Source organism: Lachnospiraceae bacterium JLR.KK008 (assembly GCA_037015955.1).
In the GTDB taxonomy this organism is placed as follows: domain Bacteria; phylum Bacillota; class Clostridia; order Lachnospirales; family Lachnospiraceae; genus VSOB01.
Genome location: CP143548.1, coordinates 953,589 through 973,385 on the forward strand (window position 1 = coordinate 953,589; position 19,797 = coordinate 973,385).

The 19,797-nt window shown below is 51.2% G+C and carries 15 protein-coding genes; 10 read left to right on the forward strand and 5 right to left on the reverse strand.

Annotated features, from left to right (window positions below):
- Positions 1–134 precede the first annotated feature (134 nt).
- The 3 genes from V1224_04805 (at position 135) to V1224_04815 (ending at position 6,103) form a co-directional block, all read left to right on the forward strand.
- Complete coding sequence (locus tag V1224_04805; GenBank protein ID WWR16758.1) at positions 135–2,072, forward strand: site-specific DNA-methyltransferase; 1,938 nt, start codon at positions 135–137, stop codon at positions 2,070–2,072.
- A gap of 1 nt (position 2,073) precedes the next feature.
- Positions 2,074–4,653: a DEAD/DEAH box helicase family protein gene (locus V1224_04810; GenBank protein WWR16759.1), complete on the forward strand. Its 2,580-nt coding sequence runs from the start codon at positions 2,074–2,076 to the stop codon at positions 4,651–4,653.
- Positions 4,654–4,765: 112 nt separating this feature from the next.
- Complete coding sequence (locus tag V1224_04815; GenBank protein WWR16760.1) at positions 4,766–6,103, forward strand: replication-associated recombination protein A; 1,338 nt, start codon at positions 4,766–4,768, stop codon at positions 6,101–6,103.
- Positions 6,104–6,128: 25 nt separating this feature from the next.
- On the opposite strand, the gene V1224_04820 is transcribed toward V1224_04815, so the two are convergent.
- From V1224_04820 to V1224_04830, 3 genes are read right to left on the reverse strand one after another with little or no spacing between them, the layout of a single operon-like run.
- Positions 6,129–6,644, reverse strand: coding sequence for a DUF4364 family protein (locus V1224_04820; GenBank protein WWR16761.1), 516 nt, complete (start codon positions 6,642–6,644; stop codon positions 6,129–6,131).
- Between the two features lie 2 nt (positions 6,645–6,646).
- Complete coding sequence (locus tag V1224_04825) at positions 6,647–7,645, reverse strand: TIGR01212 family radical SAM protein (protein WWR16762.1); 999 nt, start codon at positions 7,643–7,645, stop codon at positions 6,647–6,649.
- Positions 7,642–8,805, reverse strand: a complete 1,164-nt coding sequence (locus tag V1224_04830) for an NADP-dependent malic enzyme (GenBank protein WWR16763.1) — start codon at positions 8,803–8,805, stop codon at positions 7,642–7,644. The genes V1224_04825 and V1224_04830 overlap by 4 nt, the downstream gene beginning before the upstream one ends.
- Positions 8,806–9,216: 411 nt before the next feature.
- Here V1224_04830 and rho point away from each other — a divergent pair, with 411 nt between their 5' ends.
- The 6 genes from rho (at position 9,217) to V1224_04860 (ending at position 16,497) form a co-directional block, all read left to right on the forward strand.
- Positions 9,217–10,746 (forward strand): transcription termination factor Rho, encoded by a 1,530-nt coding sequence (rho, locus tag V1224_04835; protein WWR16764.1) that lies wholly within the window; start codon positions 9,217–9,219, stop codon positions 10,744–10,746.
- Positions 10,747–10,862: 116 nt separating this feature from the next.
- Complete coding sequence (gene rpmE, locus V1224_04840) at positions 10,863–11,069, forward strand: 50S ribosomal protein L31 (GenBank protein WWR16765.1); 207 nt, start codon at positions 10,863–10,865, stop codon at positions 11,067–11,069.
- Positions 11,070–11,179: 110 nt separating this feature from the next.
- On the forward strand, positions 11,180–12,289 hold the full coding sequence (locus V1224_04845; protein ID WWR16766.1) for a DUF1385 domain-containing protein: 1,110 nt from the start codon (positions 11,180–11,182) through the stop codon (positions 12,287–12,289).
- The gene (gene prmC / locus V1224_04850; protein ID WWR16767.1) at positions 12,290–13,132 is read left to right on the forward strand and encodes a peptide chain release factor N(5)-glutamine methyltransferase; all 843 of its coding nucleotides are present in this window, start codon (positions 12,290–12,292) and stop codon (positions 13,130–13,132) included. It abuts the gene before it with no gap.
- Between the two features lie 47 nt (positions 13,133–13,179).
- Positions 13,180–14,253: a peptide chain release factor 1 gene (gene prfA / locus V1224_04855; GenBank protein ID WWR16768.1), complete on the forward strand. Its 1,074-nt coding sequence runs from the start codon at positions 13,180–13,182 to the stop codon at positions 14,251–14,253.
- 6 nt (positions 14,254–14,259) lie between these two features.
- The gene (locus tag V1224_04860; protein ID WWR16769.1) at positions 14,260–16,497 is read left to right on the forward strand and encodes an alpha-galactosidase; all 2,238 of its coding nucleotides are present in this window, start codon (positions 14,260–14,262) and stop codon (positions 16,495–16,497) included.
- A 102-nt stretch (positions 16,498–16,599) separates the two neighbouring features.
- Here the strand turns inward: V1224_04860 and V1224_04865 are convergent, their stop codons facing one another.
- Positions 16,600–17,040: an FMN-binding protein gene (locus V1224_04865; GenBank protein WWR16770.1), complete on the reverse strand. Its 441-nt coding sequence runs from the start codon at positions 17,038–17,040 to the stop codon at positions 16,600–16,602.
- Between the two features lie 15 nt (positions 17,041–17,055).
- Positions 17,056–18,975 (reverse strand): methyl-accepting chemotaxis protein, encoded by a 1,920-nt coding sequence (locus tag V1224_04870; protein WWR16771.1) that lies wholly within the window; start codon positions 18,973–18,975, stop codon positions 17,056–17,058.
- Between the two features lie 243 nt (positions 18,976–19,218).
- On the opposite strand from V1224_04870, the gene V1224_04875 reads away from it, so the two are divergent.
- A complete protein-coding gene (locus tag V1224_04875; protein WWR16772.1) occupies positions 19,219–19,776 on the forward strand; it encodes a hypothetical protein in 558 nt (185 codons plus the stop codon).
- Positions 19,777–19,797: the final 21 nt, after the last annotated feature.

Consider the following 19,797-nt stretch of genomic DNA (forward strand, 5'->3'; position numbering starts at 1 on the left):
GTTTCTATACTTGCTGTCATTTATCGAACCTGAAACTTTCGGTGGAGAATTCGGGCCGGATATGGTAAATTAAGATAGATGCGAAATACAGGACACAGGGTGTGGATGATAAGACACAGAGGTAGGTAGGAACGATGACTGATGAGAGAAAGAAGCAGCTGCTCCGGCTGCTCGAAATGGCCCGCAGTGAGGTAGAGAACGGACAGGAGATTTCCACGGAGTATGCGAGAGTCTTCTTCCCGCCGCAGCGCCGGGAATATGAGCTGACTTATTACGGCAAGGAGACGAGAGAACAGATTATCAGTCAGACGTATGCGGCGCCGCTGCAGGAGGACCGGAAATTTGGCGATGCGGGTGCGGATGGCTGGCTGAACAAGCTGATCTTCGGAGACAACCTGCAGGTGCTCAAACGGCTGGTCGAGATGAAACGGTCCGGGGAGCTGAAAAATGCCGACGGTACGGATGGCGTCAGACTTGTCTATATCGACCCGCCCTTTGCCTCGAAGCAGGACTTTACCAATAACGAGAAGGCTTATGCCGATAAGATCAAGGGCGCACAGTTTCTGGAATGGCTGCGCAGACGGCTTGTGCTGCTGCGGGAAGTGCTGTCTTCAGACGGCAGTATTTTCGTTCATCTGGATTGGCACAAGGCGCATTACATCAAAGTGTTGATGGACGAGGTGTTCGGTGAGGGGAACTTTCGCAATGAGATTATCTGGCATTATGGAACTTATGTCGGGCAGACAAAAAATAAATTTCCGCGCAAGCACGATACGCTGCTCGTATATGGGAGGACGATTGATGCGCGGGTTTTCTTTCCCCAAAGAGATGGCAATCCGGAGAATGATGCCAACTTTAAGCGGTGGATGAGCTATTTTAACGACAACAATGAGATCACGGGAGGCGACTACCCGTCCGAAGATTCGAAATTTGACGGTTATGTCAAACGGTTTGTCAAAGAGCACGGCAGGCAGCCCGGGAGCGAGGATGTGTTGCTGCGGGTTGACGGTAAGCTGGTAGACTCTGTCTGGGGCATTGAACCGGAAGAGGATGAGACGGTCTGGGATATTCAGTCAGTCAATCCGATGGCGAAGGAAAAGACCGGTTATCCAACACAGAAACCGGAAGAATTGCTGCGCAGAGTGATCGCTTCCTCCTCAGTAGAAGGGGATATCGTGCTGGACTGCTTTGGCGGTTCGGGCACGACGGCGGCGGTGGCTGAGAAGATGGGACGCAGATGGATCACCGTGGATATTGGCAAGCTGTCCGTTTATATGATACAGAAGCGGATCCTCGGCATTGGCGGCCACAGGGGCTTTGTCGTATACAATGCGGGCCTGTACGACAATACGAGGCTGAATGATTTTGACGAAGGGCAGTGGAAGCAGTTCGCCATGTCGCTGTGGGACGTGGAACCGCTGGAGAAGACGGTGAGAGGAATCCGCTTCGACGGGCACAGAGACGGTGCCCCTGTCAAAGTGTATACGCCGCAGGAACTGGAGCGGCTTGGCGGGCTGATCACGGAGGAGACGATCGGACAGCTGTACCGAAGACTCGGAGCCAGCGCCGGTAGAGAGCTCTATGTGATCGCACCGCGGGGGAAATTTGCCTTTGCCAGCGATGAACTGGACGGCGACGGTGACTGGGACGTGACCTTTTATTTCCTGCGCATCCCCAATTCAATGACCGAGCGGTTCACAGACAGCTTCAGCGCCCAGATTCAGGCGTCCGACACGGATTCGGTCAACGATGCGGTGGATGCGGTGGGATTCGATTTCATCCGTCCTCCAAGGGTGGCTTTTACGGTGGCGGACGGACGACTGACGATCGATTCCTTCAGTGCGCAGGCGAGAATCCGGGGGAAATACGAGTACATGGGGATCGAAGCGTTCTCCATGCTGCTTGTTGATTTTTCCTATGATGGCAAAGTGTTCTCGGTGGATCATGTCTATTATCGGGATCACTTTAAAGAAAACAGTATCGATTTTCCGACGAAACGTGTCGCCGGGCAGGCAATGCTGATCTTTATCGATAAGTTCGGAAACGAGTACAGAACAATATACGGAGGCTGAGATGGAATACCGGGAGAGCGATCTGGTGCTGGAAGTCAGCAAGAATGTAGATCCCAATGTGTGGGATGAGGGGAAATATGCGGCCTTTTTTGACCTTTTATTCCGGGACCGGGTTTATCAGAAGGAGGCGGCGGAGACGGCGCTGCGTTATTTGAACAGCGGTGTATATTCATGTATGGAGGATCTGGCGCGGGAAAATTTTGCTGCCAATGAAGTGATCCGGGAACGCTTTTACGGGAACCTCAGCGCCTTTCTCGAGGACATCGGACTGCCGGACAGATTGTCGGGAACGATCGATCTGGCGACGGGCACCGGGAAAAGTTATGTGATGTATGCGCTGGCGGTCTGTATGCTGGCGGAAGGCAAGGTGGACCGGGTGCTTGTGCTCACGCCGAGTGTGACGATTGAGCGTGAGCTGACGCAGAAGTTCAGCGATCTGGCGCAGGACGAACATCTGAATGCCGCGCTCGGTGAGGACTATATTCCGCCTTCAATAATCAACGGCGCTCATTCGATTGTTGAAAATACCATTGTGATTGAAAACCGGGATGCCGTATATAAGAGTCAGGAGAATCGCAATTCGATCGTTGACAGCTTATCCGGCAGAGGAGAGCGGACGCTCGTCTTAAATGATGAAGTGCACCATGTGTTTTATACGGAGAATAACCAGTGGAAATATTTTATTGAGGATGAAGGCGGTCATGATATTCACTTTCGCTACGTGATCGGTTTTACGGGCACCGCCTATAAGTGCAGGGCAAAGACGAAAAGCGGTGCGGCCAATGAATATTTGTCTGACGTGATCTACCGCTACAGCCTGCGGGAGGCTATCGAGCAGGGGTTTGTCAAAGACATCGAATACGTCGATAAAGAGGACATGCCAAAGGACAAGGATGACAGATGGAAAGTCATTGTCGATTCCCATGAAAAGATCGCAGAGCAGTTGGCACGCACAGCCGGGATCAGACCGGTGACGATCATAGTCACCGGAGAAAAGAGAAAGGCTGACGGGCAGGCGAAAAAGTTCAGGGCCTTTCTGAAAAAGCACCGGAACCTGACGGAGGAAGAGGCCGGAAGGCTCGTGCTCTGTGTGCACAGCGGTAACAGTGCGGCGGTGGACCGTCTGCGGTTGAAGGACGTGGACAAGCCAGACAATGTAGTGGAGTACATTTTCAGCGTCTCCATGCTCACGGAAGGCTGGGACGTCAAGCGGGTCTTCCAGATTGTTCCCGATGAGGAGCGGGCGTTTAATTCCAAACTGCTGATCGCACAGGTGCTCGGACGGGGACTGCGTCGTCCGGTTGGGTGGCAGAGCGAGTGGGGCGTGCCGAAAGTGATTGTGTTCAACCACGAGAGCTGGGCGCCGAAGGTGAAGACGCTTGTGGACGAACTGCTTGATTTTAAGAAGACAATCACCACGGGGATTGCTCAAGATTCTGTCTATCATTTCCAGATCCGTAATGTCTCATATAAGACCGAGGAGACGGCCAATTCCGAAAAGAAAAATCAGGAACCGATGGCCTTTCTGGAGCTTGGTTATGTGCGGCTACCGACTGATTCCGAGCAGGGAAAGGTGGAGACGGAGCTGCTCGCAGTCAGCACGAACCGGGCGAGGAACCGCACCTTGTCTTATACGAAAGACAGTTACAGTGTTTCACAGATGGCGCAGGAGATGTTCGATAAGTTTTCCGACCTGCCGACAGAGGAGAAGAAGGACTATTATGAAAGTCTGTGGCCTGTGGAGAAACTGGAAGCGATGATCGAGCGTTCACTCACTGAGAGCAGTAATAAAGTGATCACAAAGAAGCTGAAACAAACGTTTATCAACGCCATGAATGTGCTTTTTCGGGATTATACGAAGTCTGTGAGCTACACGTCCTCGCCCGATGATTATGCGTATATTTCCACGACCGCGCTGCGGGACGTGACGACGGAACTGTCGCTGCTCAGACGCAATAAGGCTCTTTTTTACGCGGATCATCTGGAAAAAAGCAGCCTCGACGATGTGTCGCGGGCGTCTTTGTCTGAGATCGAGGATACGATGAATGGCTATTCGCACCAGAAGGTCGAGAACAGTTATTGCTTTAAGACGCCGCAGCTTGGTATCGTCACGACCGGAGAACCGGAGCGAAAATTTGTCAAGAGACTGACAGATCCGCAGACGGCCCGGCAGATCGACGCCTTTGTCAAATCGAATGATACCGGTTTTTATGAGTTTGAATACACGTGGCGCAAGGGCACGCACCAGCAAAGCGGAACGTTCAATCCCGACTTTTTTATCAGGAAGAAAGATGTCATCGTTGTCGTGGAGATCAAGGATGACGGGCAGCTCAGCAATCCTGACCCGGAAAATATCGGCAAATACCGGGCGGCGCAAAAACACTTCCGATTATTGAATGAGCACGGGCGAGAGGCAGGGGAGGAAGGTACGTATAAGATGACATTTCTGACGCCGAAAAGTTATGAGCGGTTTTTTGAACAGCTTACAGACAGCGATCCGCAGGCGATCCTGCACTTTAACAGTGAACTTGACGTCCGGCTGGACGAGAAGGTGCGGCAGAGCGGGGAACGCAAAGGGTAGAAAGTGAGAAAAGCGGGACGGGAGAGAGCCACAGGGAGCAAAACCGGGATGGAGAAGGAGCGCGGGAGACGCGAATCCGGATGGCATGAGCGGAAAAGGACAGTGAAGAACGATGGATTTATTTGAGTATATGCGAAGCAACAATATGGAAAAGGAAGCGCCTCTGGCGGCGAGAATGCGGCCGTCGACACTGGAAGAGGTCGTCGGGCAAAAGCATATCATCGGTGAGGATAAGCTGCTTTACCGGGCGATCAAGGCGGATAAGCTCAGTTCCGTGATCTTTTACGGGCCGCCGGGAACCGGGAAGACGACGCTGGCGAAGGTGATTGCCAATACGACGAGCGCGCAGTTCACGCAGCTCAATGCGACGGCAGCGGGCAAAAAGGATATGGAAGAAGTCGTCTCTCAGGCGAAGGACGCCATGGGTATGTATGGGAAGAAGACGGTTCTGTTCATCGACGAGATCCATCGGTTCAATAAAGGGCAGCAGGACTACCTGCTTCCGTTCGTGGAAGACGGAACAGTGGCACTGATCGGCGCCACGACCGAAAATCCTTACTTTGAGGTAAACGGGGCTCTCATTTCACGGTCCATTATTTTCGAACTGAAGCCGCTGGAACGGGAAGACATCCGGGAACTGCTCATGCGGGCGGTCTATGACAAAGATAAGGGGATGGGCGCATACGATGCGGAAATTGACGAGGAGGCGCTTGCCTTTCTCGCGGATGCGGCGGGCGGAGACGCCAGAACGGCGCTGAATGCGATCGAACTGGGCATTATGACAACGCAGCGGGCGGAGGACGGTATAATTCACATCGACTTAAATACAGCGTCAGAGTGCATCCAGAAGCGTGTCGTCAGATATGACAAGACAGGCGATAACCATTATGACACGATCTCGGCCTTTATCAAGAGTATGAGAGGTTCTGATCCGGATGCCGCTGTCTACTATCTGGCGAAGATGCTCTATGCCGGGGAGAGTGTGACTTTCATTGCCAGACGGATTATGATCTGCGCGGCGGAGGATGTGGGCAATGCGGACCCCAATGCGTTGACCGTAGCGGTCAGTGCCTCTCTGGCGGTGGAGCGGGTCGGTATGCCGGAGGCGCAGATTATCCTTTCCCAGGCAGTATCCTATGTGGCAACCGCGCCGAAAAGCAATGCCGCAGTCAACGCCATCTCCGCTGCCATGGATACGGTCAGAGCAACCGGTAATTTGCCGGTACCGCCGCATCTGCAGGACGCCCATTACAAAGGCAGTGCAAAGCTGGGACGGGGGACAGGCTACCTTTATGCGCACGACTATCCGAACCATTATGTCAGACAGCAGTACCTTCCCTATGAACTGAGCGGGAAAGAATTTTATCGCCCGTCAGGCAACGGCTACGAGGTGAAGATCAGAGAGCATATGCGCAGAATACGCACGGAGGCCGGGCAGGAGACGGAGTGAACGGACCGGAGGGGGTTCCTGCCGATCAGAACAGCTCCTGTGTGAGGTATTGATAGATTTCCAGACTTTTCTTCTGCCAGTTGTCACAGATGGCGGCGGCCATTTCTTCAACGGGGACGGAAAGGCGGAGGGTGACGAGGGGGACTCCCTTATCTTTGGCAGTCAGTTCCGCTTCGTATTCGCCGGATGTGGATTTGTAATAAGTTGCCTGCACCGACGTCTCATTGCGCAGTTCCAGTTCATGTTCGCGCAGATAACCGTCGATGTCTTCTTTGATAGCGCCGCTGACCCGGCTGCCAAAATAGGTAAGTGTCTGCTTTCCCTCGGCAGTGATCAGCAGATTCGTCCGGTTTCCCATCGATTTTGCGGAGAGCAGCCCGGCATCCTCCAGCTCGGAGATTGCCTGCTGGAGTGTCAGGAAGTCGGTATATTCCTTTCCAAGGATGAAATCATATACCTGTGCCTTTGTCAGCGGGAACGAGACCCGATTCAGCATATAGAGAACGATCAGTTTATAGAGAGTCAGTGCTTCCTGTGTCATAATCATAACTCCTTTCCCTGCCATGTGTTTCGAAGACACAGTTCCCGGTGAATGGTATTACATACATTTCTTTTGTCTGCGCTCCATTTGGGAGCGATCAGCAGATTCTTAGGCCCGTCACCCGTGATGCGGTGAACGACAATGTCCGGCCGCAGCCGTTCCAGACAGCCGATGATCAGATCGACATAATCAGTAAGTTCCAGCGTACGGAAGATTCCCTGCGCATAGTCGGCGGCCAGATCCGTATTTTGCAGGACGTGCAGGAGCTGCAGTTTGATGCCGGCCAGAGGCAGTTGATTCAGAAATCGGATCGTCTCGTAGATGTGCCGGTCCGTCTCTCCCGGCAGACCTAGAATAATGTGGACAATATATGGGATATCGGCTTTAGCCAGAGTCTCTGCTGCCCGTGTAAAGCAGGAAAGCGGATAGCCTCTGCGGATATAGACGGCGGTCTGCTCATGAATTGTCTGCAATCCAAGCTCGACCCAGATAAACTTGCCGGGATACGCTGTTTGCAGTTCTGTCAGCAGTGCCATTACATCCGGGCCCAGACAGTCCGGCCGGGTGGCAATGGAAATGCCTGCGATCTCAGGAGCGTCCAATGCCTGCGCATAGAGTGTCCGCAGGCGGCTGACAGGGGCATAGGTGTTGGTATAAGCCTGATAGTAGGCGATAAACCGGCTGCCTGTCTGCTTTCCGCGAAAGAGGGAGAGCCCCTGACGGATTTGTTCACTGATTGGAAGCGTCCGCACTATGGAAGCCGCCTGTACCTCTGGGGCTTGCGGTTCAGTCAGACAGGAGCGGACGGCAAAATCGCCGCTGCCGCCCGCGCTGCAAAAGATACAGCCCCGGCTGCCGAGCGTGCCGTCCCGGTTGGGACAGGTCATACCGGCGTCGATGGCGATCTTGTATAATTTTTCGTGAAATACGTGTCTGCAATAGGCATTGAAAGAGTAATACGGCTTATCGAGCCAGAATGCGGGCCAGGGTTTGTCATTCATACTGGCGCTTGTTCGATATGATCCCGCACAGCCTGTGCCACGGCCTCGGCCAGTTGTGGGAGAAAGGCCTCCGGCAGAATGTTCGTATCGCTTAATTCGTGGTCGGGCACAAGGCCGGCGATTGCATGAGCGGCAGCCAGTTTCATTTTTTCCGTAATCTGTGCGGCCCTTCCTTCGAGCGCACCTTTAAAGATACCCGGAAAGGCTACGACATTGTTGACCTGATTGGGGAAATCGGACCGTCCGGTGCCGATAATTCTTGCGCCGGCAGCTTTTGCCAGATCAGGCATGATCTCCGGGACAGGGTTTGCCATGGCGAAGAGAATGGAATCCCGAGCCATTGAGGCGACCATTTCCTGCGTGACGATGCCCGGGGCAGATACACCGACAAAAATATCGGCTCCGCGCATGGCATCTGCCAGAAGTCCGGTTTCCTGGCCTGGATTGGTGAGTCCGGCCATTCTTTCCTGCATGTAATTGAGGCCGCTGCTCTGCCTGGAGATAATTCCGCATTTATCGCATAAGAGGATGTTACGGAAGCCATAGGTCAGCAGCAGCTTTGTGATGGCGATACCGGCACTTCCGGCGCCATTTACAACGACTTTACAGTCCTCTTTTTTCTTATTTACAACTTTCAGAGAATTGATAATACCGGCCAGTACGACGATAGCCGTACCATGCTGGTCGTCGTGAAAGACGGGAATATCCAGGAGCTCTTTCAGACGTTCTTCGATCTCAAAGCAGCGGGGTGCACTGATGTCTTCGAGATTGATACCGCCGAACGCGGGAGCGATATTGACGACTGTGCGGATGATTTCTTCCGTGTCCTGTGTGTTCAGGCAGATCGGCACGGCATTGACGCCGCCGAATTCCTTAAAGAGAACGGCTTTTCCTTCCATAACGGGCATAGCGGCATAGGGACCGATATTGCCAAGGCCCAGCACAGCGCTTCCGTCTGAGACGACGGCCACGGTATTGGCCTTGATTGTATATTGATAAGCGGCCTCGCGGTCTGCGGCGATCACTTTACATGGCTCTGCCACACCGGGTGTATAGGCAAGAGCCAGCGCTTCCCGGGAATTAATGGGTGATTTGGATACGGTCTCCAGCTTCCCGTTCCATTGTCTATGGAGTTCCAGTGCTTTTTCATTTGTTGTCATCAGAGTTCCTCTTTTCCTTTTACTTATTGTAATGACAGATTTTACAGGTAATACATAAATCAAAAACGTTTCACCACAACGGCGGCTTCTTCGTCAATAATCCATTGCTTCTTGTCAGCAACGTTGTTCTTATTATAGCGTACTTATCCCTGTTTGTCATTGGACGGTTTTAAGGTTTTCGAATATTATGGGGGTTGTTATACAGTAGAGGTTATTTTTTCCCTATTTTTATTGTTTTTGCAAAATATGTTTGCATTCCGGGAAAAGTTATGTATAATATAGCTAGGTTTTCTTATTAAGCAAAATTGAATTGACATGTTTTCGGATAGTTCCTGTACATTTCGTACATTAATCCCATTAAACAGCAGAGAAAAATAAATACTTGATAAAAAACAGGGAGGATAATATAGTATGAGAGAAAAGTATGAGTCGCTGGCTTTGGCGGATCTGAAAGCGATCGCAAAGTCGAGGGGGATCAGAGGCACTTCCACGATGAAAAAGGCTCAGGTTGTGGAGGCGATGCTGGAGATGGATGCCAGAGCAGGGCAGGCCGGTCCGGCAGACAGTGACACAGGGACTTCCGAAAGGAATGACAGTGTGGAGGAGGCCGGGGGAAGTGCGGGAGCAGAGAGGAGCGAGCGGCCCGAGCGGCCGGAGGGAAGCGTGAGAGCGGAACGGAGCGAGCGGTCAGAGGGAAGTGCGAGAGTGGAGCGGATTGAGCGGATACAGCGTCCGGATCGGGCGGACAGAAGCGAGAGGCCGGAGCGCAGTGAGAGAGACAAGGCGGAGAATGAGAAAGCGCTGGCTGAGCTTGACAGCGGAGAGCTGGCCAACGGTATTCTGGAAGTGATGCCGGACGGATATGGGTTTATCCGCTGTGAAAATTATCTGCCGGGAGAGAACGATGTGTATGTGGCGCCCAGTCAGATCCGCCGTTTCGGGCTGAAGACAGGCGACATCGTGGAAGGCAATACGAGAGTGAAGACGCAGGCGGAAAAGTTCAGCGCACTGCTGTTTGTGAAAAGGATCAACGGATATATGCCGGATGCAGCGGCGCGCCGTCGCAATTTTGAGGATATGACGCCCATTTTCCCGGATAAACGGCTGCGTATGGAGACGCCGGGCGCGAGTGTGGCGATGCGCATTATGGACCTGATGAGCCCGGTAGGCAAGGGACAGAGAGGCATGATCGTATCTCCTCCAAAAGCGGGTAAGACGACACTTTTAAAAGAAGTAGCGAAGTCGATCAAGAAAAATAATCCGGAGATGCACCTGATCATTCTTTTGATTGATGAGCGCCCTGAGGAAGTGACAGATATACGGGAAGTGATTGAAGGACCGAATGTGGAGGTGATTTATTCCACATTTGACGAGCTTCCGGAACATCATAAAAGAGTGTCGGAGATGGTCATTGAGCGGGCAAAACGACTCGTGGAGCACGGACGTGATGTGACGATTCTGCTGGACAGCATTACGAGACTTACAAGGGCATACAACCTTGTCGTACCGCCGAGCGGCAGGACATTATCAGGCGGTCTGGACCCGGCGGCCCTTCATATGCCGAAACGCTTTTTCGGAGCGGCGAGAAATATGCGGGAAGGAGGCAGTCTGACGATCCTTGCCACGGCGCTTGTGGAAACCGGGAGTAAGATGGACGACGTGATATACGAGGAATTTAAGGGAACCGGCAACATGGAGATGGTGCTTGACCGAAAACTGTCGGAGCGCCGTGTGTTCCCGGCCATTGACATACCAAAGTCCGGTACGAGGCGGGAAGACCTGCTGCTCAGTCAGGAAGAGCTGGAGGCGATCAACATTATGCGTAAGGCACTGAACACGATGAAGCCGGAGGAGGCAGTAGATAAGATTCTTGATATGTTCTCCAGAACAAGGAATAATACAGAATTTGTAGGTATGGTAAAGAAAATTAAATTCTTCTAAAAATACTTGCAAGAAAGAACAAGCTGTGATACAATGATTAAGCTGTTTGTAGGAGTATTACAGACATAAAAGTGTAAACATGAAGATCATTTTATTACAATAGAGAGGTGAAAACGATGAAAGAAGGAATCCATCCCACATATTATCAGGCAACGGTGACGTGCAACTGTGGAAATACATTTGTGACAGGGTCCACGAAGCCTGAAATCCACGTAGAAGTTTGTTCCAAGTGCCATTCATTCTACACAGGTCAGCAGAAGTCTGCAAGGGTTGCCGGACGAATTGATAAGTTCAATAAGAAATATGGCGTTGAAAGCAAATAGCAGTACAGAAAAGGTTGAGGTTTATGATCTCAACCTTATTTTTACACTTTTATACATTTCACAGGTCGAGGTACATAGATGATGGAATGTATAGATCCGGAGGTTTTACAATGAGGAAGAAATGCAATCGTTCCTGTGGTATCGGCGGACAGGCGGTGCTGGAAGGCGTTATGATGAAAAACAAAGACGCCTATGCGGTGGCGGTCAGGAAACCGGACGGGGAGATCGTTGTCGAGACAGAAGAGTTTCACGGGGTGCTGCATGGCAGCGTGCTGAAAAAGATTCCCTTTGTGCGTGGTATCTTTCAGTTTCTTGATTCGATGATACTTGGTATGCGTACACTGACATTTTCGGCTTCTTTTTATGAGGACGGGGAAGAGAAACAGAAGGGCAATAAGCCTTCTTTGTTTGAAAAGATATTTGGCGATAAGGCAGAGGACATAGCGATGGGGCTTACGATGGCTGTCTCTCTCGTGCTGGCGGTGGCGGTCTTTATGATATTGCCCTTTTTTCTCTCCAGCCTGATGGGCAGTTATGTGCGCAATGCCTCGCTTCTGGCGATTCTGGAGGGTGTGATCCGCATTGTGATCTTTGTGTTGTATGTCGTTGGCATCTCGGCGATGAAGGACATTCACCGATTATACCAGTACCACGGAGCGGAACACAAATGTATTAACTGTATCGAAAAAGGACGTCCGCTGACCGTGCACAACGTGATGCGCAGTTCCAGGCAGCATAAGCGCTGTGGAACGAGCTTTTTGCTGTTTGTCATGTTCGTCAGTGTAGTTCTGTTCTTTTTTATCCGGGTGGAGCATCCGGTATACCGGGTAGCGGTCCGCATTGCGCTGGTTCCGGTTATTGCGGGAATCTCCTATGAGATCATCCGTCTGGCGGGAAACAGCAACAATATTTTTGTGAGAATGCTCTCTGCGCCGGGCATGTGGCTGCAAAAACTGACGACGAAGGAGCCGGATGAAGCGATGGTGGCGGTGGCGATTGCTTCCGTGGAAGCAGTGTTTGACTGGAAAGCCTATCTGAAGGAAACGTTTGGATATGATGTCGACGATTCATGGCTGACAGACGGAGCGGGCGATGATGAGGAAGAGGATGAGATGGATTCTTCAGCCGTCGGTAAGGAGATGGCAGCCTCAGACAGTGACGAAGAGATGGCAGACGCAGGCGGTCAAAGGACGGAAAGCAATGTTGAGGAAAGCAGATAGATGCAATACCGGGAATTGTATGAGTATGGTGTGAAGTGCCTGCGTGAAGCGGATATTGCGGAGGCGGAGCTGGATGCCCGCCTGTTGCTGGAGCATATATGCCATACAGACAGGAACACGCTGCTTGTTCATGGTGAGAGGGAAGTCGGGCCCGGGCAGGAAAAGCGTTACGCAGAACAGATCATAGAGAGAAAGCGGCATGTTCCGCTGCAATATATTACAGGTGTGCAGGAATTTATGGGGCTTACGTTTGAGGTGAACCCTCATGTGCTTATTCCACGGCAGGATACGGAACTGCTCGTGGAGGAGGCTATGAAGGAGCTGCATGATGGCATGGATATTCTGGATATGTGCACCGGAAGTGGCTGTATCCTGCTCAGTCTGCTGCATTACTCCAATGACTGCAGTGGTGTCGGCGCCGACGTCTCGCAACAGGCGCTGGACACTGCAGCCCGGAATGCGGCGGCGCTTTCCGTGAAAGGCGCGGAATTCGTGCGGAGCGATTTGTTTGCGGGACTGGAACAGGGACGCAGGTTCGATCTGCTTGTCTCCAACCCGCCTTATATACCATCCGCAGTGATTCCGTCCCTGATGGCGGAAGTGCGTCTGCATGAGCCTCATACCGCGCTGGATGGAAAAGCGGACGGGCTGTATTTCTACCGAACGATCAGCAGGGAAGCAAAATCTTATTTGTACAGAGGCGCCTCCGTGTTTTTTGAGATCGGATATGATCAGGGGGAAGCCGTGAGCGGCATTCTGGCCGAAGAAGGGTATCGGGAGATAGAAGTACGCAGAGACTTTGCCGGACTGGATAGAGTTGTCAAATGCGTGTTTCTGGAATAGGCCGGTCTGAGACCGGAGTATGACAGGCAAGCGCCGGAGGGAAGAGGATGTTTGATAAATTAGAAGATCTGATCAACAGATTTGAAGAGATTATGAACGAGTTGAATGAGCCTGATGTGGCGAACAATCAGGAGCGTTTCCGCAGGCTGATGAAAGAACAGAGCGATCTGACACCGATCGTAGAGGCTTATAAAGAATATAAGAAATGCCGGCAGGACATTGAGGACAGTCTGGCCATGCTGGAGGAGGAAAGTGATGCGGAGATGCGGGAGATGCTCAAGGAAGAGCTGGTCGGCGGTAAGAAGCGGGTGGAGGAGCTGGAGCAGGAGCTGAAAATATTACTGCTGCCAAAAGATCCCAATGATGATAAGAACGTGATCGTAGAGATCCGTGCGGGCGCAGGCGGAGATGAGGCGGCACTGTTTGCGGCGGAGATTTACCGTATGTATGTGCATTATGCAGAGGGCAGACGATGGAAGGTAGAGACGGCAGAGGCGGAGGAGATCGGCATCGGCGGCATGAAGAGTGTGACCTTTATGATTACGGGAGCGGGCGCTTATTCTGTGATGAAGTATGAGAGCGGCGTGCACCGGGTACAGCGTGTACCGGAGACCGAGTCCGGAGGCCGGATTCACACTTCCACAATTACGGTGGCGGTTATGCCGGAGGCGGAAGAAGTGGACGTACAGATCGATGAGAAAGACATCCGTATTGATGTGATGCGTGCGTCCGGTAACGGCGGACAGTGTGTGAATACGACGGACTCAGCGGTGCGTCTGACGCACTATCCGACTGGCATTGTCGTGTACAGCCAGACGGAGAAATCGCAGCTTCAAAATAAGGCCAAGGCGTTTGCTCTTCTGCGGGCCAAGTTGTATGACATGGAATGCCAGAAGGCGCATGATGCGGAGGCAGAGGCGAGAAGGAGCCAGATCGGCACGGGAGACCGTTCCGAAAAGATACGTACGTACAATTTCCCGCAGGGGCGTGTGACGGATCACCGGATCAATCTGACACTGTATAAGCTGGATAAAATCATGAACGGAGATATTCAGGAGATTATTGACGCCTGCATTGCCGCCGATCAGGCGGCCAAGCTGGCAAAGATGGGAGAGGCATAGGAAGCGATGAGCATTGTATATCATGAGAACAGTAAAACCTTTCATCTGTATAACGATGTCATCAGTTATCTGATGACCGTGCTGGACAACGGACATATCGGACAGTTATATTTCGGAAAACGGGTCCATGACAAAGAAGATTTTTCTTACCTGCTGGAACAAGGGATGCGGGGGATGTGTTCGTATCTTACCGAGGACGAAGAACCGCTGTCACTAGAGCATATCAAGCAGGAATTTCCGGTCTATGGAACGACGGATTACCGTCATTCGATGACGGAAATCTTGCAAAATAATGGCAGCCGCATCTCGGATTTTCGCTATGAAAGCCATGTTATCACGGCGGGTAAGCCAAAACTGGAAGGACTTCCCGCTACCTATACGGAGAAGGACGAAGAGGCGGACACATTATGTATCGTCTTGAAAGATACTCTCACAGGAATCCGTGCGGAACTGTCTTACAGTATTTTCGAGATGGGTGGGATCATTGCCCGAAATGTCCGTTTTGTCAATGAAGGCAGTGAGAGTGTGCATCTGACGCGGGCAATGAGTCTGTGTCTGGATTTACCCGATCATGACTATGAATGGCTGCAGCTTTCCGGCTGCTGGGCGAGAGAGCGGCATATCATAAGCCGGCCTCTGACAGAGGGGCTTCAGGCGGTTGACAGTCTGCGTGGCAATTCATCCCACGAACAGAATCCCTTTGTTGTGCTAAAGCGCAGGCATGCAGATGAGGGACAGGGAGAGGTGCTGGGCGTCTCACTGGTATACAGTGGAAATTTTCTGATACAGGCGCAGGTGGACACCTATGATACGACACGGTTGCTGGCCGGCATCAATCCGTATGGGTTTGACTGGAAGCTGGAATGCGGCGGTCAGTTTCAGACGCCGGAGGCGGTTCTCGTCTATTCGGACAAGGGTCTGAACGGTATGAGTCAGACTTTTCACAGGCTGTACCAGAGACGGCTGGCGAGAGGATTTTGGCGTGACAGAGAACGGCCTGTCCTGCTCAATAACTGGGAAGCGACTTATTTTGATTTCACACAGGAGCAGTTGATTGATATAGCCACGAAAGCAAAAGAGTGCGGTGTAGAGCTGTTTGTGCTCGATGACGGCTGGTTTGGAAGCCGGACGGGAGAGCGGGCCGGTCTGGGTGACTGGGTGGCCAATCCGCAGAGACTGCCCGGCGGGATCACCGGTCTCGCGGAGCGCATCGAAGCGCTGGGGATGAAATTCGGTCTCTGGTTTGAACCGGAGATGACAAATAAAGATTCGGATCTGTACCGGGCGCATCCGGACTGGATTCTGGCTACGCCCGACAGGAACCAGTCGCATGGAAGACATCAGTTTGTACTGGATTTTTCCAGAAAAGAGGTCGTAGATCATATCCATGCGATGATGGCAAAAATATTGCGGGAGGCCAAAGTTTCCTATGTGAAGTGGGATATGAACAGAAGCATCACGGAGTGCTACTGCGCGGCCCTGCCCGCAGACCGGCAGGGAGAAGTATTCCACAGATATATACTCGGCGTATACGATCTGTATGAGCGGCTGCGGGAAGAATTTCCGCAGGTACTCTTTGAGTCGTGCGCGAGCGGCGGCGGCCGTTTTGATCCGGGGATGCTTTATTACGCACCCCAGTGCTGGACAAGTGATGATTCCGATGCAGTGGAACGTCTGAAGATTCAGTACGGGACTTCACTCTGCTATCCGCTGAGCAGTATGGGCAGTCATGTTTCGGCGTCGCCGAATCATCAGCTTCTGCGCATGACTCCGCTGCATACGAGAGCGAATGTAGCATATTTTGGCACATTTGGGTACGAGCTCGATCTGAACAAATTGTCAGAACAGGAGATCTCGCAGGTAAAAGAGCAGATCTGCTTTATGAAGAAATACCGCCGCGTACTGCAGTTTGGTACATTTTACCGGCTGCAGAGCCCCTTTGAGAGTAATGAGACGATATGGATGGCGGTGAGTGAAGACCGGAGTCTGGCGATTGTCGGCTGGTATCGTGTCTTAAATGGCATCTGCGGCGCTTATACGCGGGTCCGTCTGCAGGGGCTTGATCCGGACAGTCTGTATCACAGTCAGCGGGATGATTCTTTCTGCTTTGGGGATGAGCTGATGAACATCGGCCTGCTCACATCGGACGGGGCTTCCGGGAAAACCGGAGAAGGAGTGGAGCCTGGTATGGATTTTGACTCAAGGATTTATGTACTGGAGGCGGTGGCACAGAGCGGGAAATAAAGAGTAAGAAGATACCGGTAGCAAATGGGAAGGGCATAAACCCTTCCCATTTTTTATGATATTAAGAAATTACAATTTCTTTTCCGTAAGCAGACAGCAGTGCTATTCATCTCCGGCTTGAACGATGGCGATGGAAGAATCCCCTTTGCGTGCCTGCTCGATGACAGCAGCAGATAATTTTTCAAAGTTGCTGCCGGAGTGGCTGGCGCCGGTGATGGCGTCCAGTTCATCCGGATTTTGTGTTTCGATCAGCTGTGCCACATATCTGCGCGTGTAGTCGTTGGGATATGTACTTCCTGTGGCAAGCATATTGTGCATGTAGGCATTATCCCACGCCTTGATATAACCGCTCGGATCCTTGGCGTTAAACTCCGCGTAGACGATCGCATCGTCCTTGACAAAAATACACAGATATTCTTTCCAGCCGTGAGAATAGTCCGACATCTCTGCGGTATAGAAACCGTCTTTCATCTCTGATTTTAAACTGCATCCGTTTAACAAAACGATAAGGAAAAGCAGTGCAAGACAAATTCTTTTTTTCATGAATGGTCCTCCTCATCATATCATTTCATTTATCTTCACTTGTGAGACATAATCTTTCAGGCTTTCGGACTGTGACAGTGAGTCGGCGGCTATATCGGTCATCTCTTCTGCCAGTCCTTTGTTTGCATCGGCAATGTCCTGTAAGGAGACAAGCTGGGAGTTGATTGCTGTGACGGCGACTGTCTGGTCCTCCACCGTATCGGACAATTTGGATGAAATATTGTGGAATTGTTCCGCTACCTGTCTGATCTGTTCGAAGGCCTTTGCGGTCTGATCAGCAGTCTCATGCGCCTGCCGGATCGTCTGTACGGCATCCTGGGTAATGCTCATTGTCTGCTGTAAAGCCTGTGCAGTCTGGGCAGAGAGATGCCCGATCTCAGCGGCAACGACTGCAAAACCGCGCCCCGCCTCACCGGCAGCAGCGGCTTCAATCGCGGCGTTCAGGGAGAGCAGATTGGTTTCACTGGAAATATCTTCAATCAGCAGGCTGATCTGAGATATTTTTTCTATGGAGGCGCTGATCTGTTTCATAGCATCCAGCATTTTTTGCATATAACTGTCGCCAAGCAGCGTTTTCTCGTTGGCGTTTTCGGAACACGACTCGATCTCAAGCACATTGTCTTTATTCTTTTCAATGGAAGCCATGATACCGGACATACCGCTTTCTAATTGAGTCAGCAGGGCTGCCTGATTCAGAGAGCCATCGTATAAAGACTTTGCATGGTCTGACACACTGACAGAGTTCTGGTTTACTTCCATGGAAGACTGATTCATGCGCATCATTGTCTTGTTCAGAGACTCGGTAATGTTGACAAGAGAGTCATGGATTGACGCAAAATCGCCCTGAAAGTTATCAGGGACCGTTATCGTGTAGTCACCACCGGACAGAGAAGAGAGACAGTGTTGAATATCTTCTCTGTAATGGTTGAGACTGGTGATCATCTGATCAAGTGCATCTGTGAGGATGAGCGTCTCTTCGCTGCTGTCCGAGCGGACGACCGAATCTGTCAGATTGCCATTGGCAAGAGACTGGAGCCGTTTTGTCGCAGACAACAGAGAGTCCGAAATCTTCCGGGCCAGAGGAGTGATGACAGCGGCAGCCGTGAGCAGCAACAGGAGAGAGATCACGACAGTTACCCCGATAGAAGCTACCATAACGTTCATGTATTCATTTTGTGGTACTTTAACGAGCAGAGACCAGTTTGTACCGGGAATCGGCGCATAGCCTACATAGTGATTGACATGCTTCATATATGTAAGTGCGGAGCCGGTCTGAAAGGCGCGTGCCCTGTCGAATATTTCTGCATTTTTATCTGAGGTATACAAATCGTAAATATTTTGCTGTTCGATGATCTTCTGTTTGGAACTGTCGCCGATGATGATACCTTCTTCGTTGATAATGCAGGCGCTTCCGGTGTCGCCAAGGATCAGAAGGCTGAGAACATCGTGCAGAAGATCGTATTTATAACTTCCGATGAGATAACCGGTCACCTGATCATCATTTTTCAGGGTGGTACCTACACAGAGCTGAAGGAGACCGTCCTCCTCGTATGGTTCGCCGATAACAGTGCTTTGTGTCTGGGTCAGATAAGAATAATATTTGGTGTCCGCGATGGAAGCCGGTGCGAGATCATCTCCGTATAATTTCTGACCGGACGGATCATAGGCGGCTATCCACACAAATTCGATCAGCGTCTGGATTTCATCTATGCGGGCCTGTTTTTGCTCTGCCGGAACGGAAGGATCTGAAAAAACAGATTCCGCAGACAGATTGAACATACGTTCCGTGAGCAGATGAAGATTGGAACTGATGCTTTGAGAAGCAATCCTTGTAGTGATCTGCATATTATCCAGTAAGATTGTGTTGGCAGAGTGGATGGTACCAACGGCCATCGTAATGGTAATCAGCGCTGCCAAGAGGATAGATACAGACATAACATAAAAAATAATTTTGTGTTTTAGGTTCTGGCTCTTTTTCATGTTAATACAATACTCCTTCTTATTTATTAGGTGATACCATCCGGAAGTATAACACAGACAAGACAATTTTTCCATAGTTTTGGCAAAAACTGCTTGACATGGCAGTGGAAAATCGCATATTGTCTTGATATATAAGGTTGTAATTGATCCTGTTTTGGGACAAGATCCAATAACAGGACGACATTGGAGGGGAAAAGTATGGATGATTACGATGGATATGGACAATTCACAGGGTGTCTGTTGTTTGATGAACATCTTGTGTGGAAAGGCAGGCCCGTAAAAGGGCATGTGTTTTCTCAGAGGGACATTTTTATGATACCGTTCAGCATTGTTTGGGGTGGTTTTGCCATATTCTGGGAGGTCAGTGCGGTGGTGTCAGGCGCGCCGGTTTTCTTTTGCCTGTGGGGCATTCCGTTTGTTCTCGTAGGACTTTATATGATTGCGGGACGTTTTTTCGTGCAGCAGTATATGCGCGGTATTACTTATTATGCGGTTACAGACAGGAGAGTGCTTATATCCCGGGGCGGTAAGATCAGCTCTCTGAACAGGAGCTGTGCTCCGGAAATGCACATGACTGTGAACAGAGACGGCTCCGGTACGATCATGTTTGGCAACGTCCGCAGCAATGCTTATGGATACTGGTGGACATATCATGGTTCGGCGCAGCAGGATATGAATGGATTTGCTCTGGAAAATATTCCGGATGTAAATCAGGTATACCGTCTGTTAATGGGAGTATCTCCGCAGGCAATATAGCTCACAGGCGCTGACAGGATT

Excerpts from the sequence above, each read along its gene's own strand:
- rho (WWR16764.1), top strand. The coding sequence starts at position 9,217 with ATGAGAGAAAAGTATGAGTCGCTGGCTTTGGCGGATCTGAAAGCGATC.
- V1224_04875 (WWR16772.1), top strand. The coding sequence starts at position 19,219 with ATGGATGATTACGATGGATATGGACAATTCACAGGGTGTCTGTTGTTT.
- V1224_04870 (WWR16771.1), bottom strand. The coding sequence starts at position 18,975 with ATGTCTGTATCTATCCTCTTGGCAGCGCTGATTACCATTACGATGGCC.
- prmC (WWR16767.1), top strand. The coding sequence starts at position 12,290 with ATGCAATACCGGGAATTGTATGAGTATGGTGTGAAGTGCCTGCGTGAA.
- V1224_04825 (WWR16762.1), bottom strand. The coding sequence starts at position 7,645 with ATGAATGACAAACCCTGGCCCGCATTCTGGCTCGATAAGCCGTATTAC.
- V1224_04810 (WWR16759.1), top strand. The coding sequence starts at position 2,074 with ATGGAATACCGGGAGAGCGATCTGGTGCTGGAAGTCAGCAAGAATGTA.
- prfA (WWR16768.1), top strand. The coding sequence starts at position 13,180 with ATGTTTGATAAATTAGAAGATCTGATCAACAGATTTGAAGAGATTATG.
- V1224_04830 (WWR16763.1), bottom strand. The coding sequence starts at position 8,805 with ATGACAACAAATGAAAAAGCACTGGAACTCCATAGACAATGGAACGGG.
- V1224_04860 (WWR16769.1), top strand. The coding sequence starts at position 14,260 with ATGAGCATTGTATATCATGAGAACAGTAAAACCTTTCATCTGTATAAC.
- V1224_04815 (WWR16760.1), top strand. The coding sequence starts at position 4,766 with ATGGATTTATTTGAGTATATGCGAAGCAACAATATGGAAAAGGAAGCG.
- V1224_04865 (WWR16770.1), bottom strand. The coding sequence starts at position 17,040 with ATGAAAAAAAGAATTTGTCTTGCACTGCTTTTCCTTATCGTTTTGTTA.
- V1224_04805 (WWR16758.1), top strand. The coding sequence starts at position 135 with ATGACTGATGAGAGAAAGAAGCAGCTGCTCCGGCTGCTCGAAATGGCC.
- V1224_04820 (WWR16761.1), bottom strand. The coding sequence starts at position 6,644 with ATGACACAGGAAGCACTGACTCTCTATAAACTGATCGTTCTCTATATG.
- rpmE (WWR16765.1), top strand. The coding sequence starts at position 10,863 with ATGAAAGAAGGAATCCATCCCACATATTATCAGGCAACGGTGACGTGC.
- V1224_04845 (WWR16766.1), top strand. The coding sequence starts at position 11,180 with ATGAGGAAGAAATGCAATCGTTCCTGTGGTATCGGCGGACAGGCGGTG.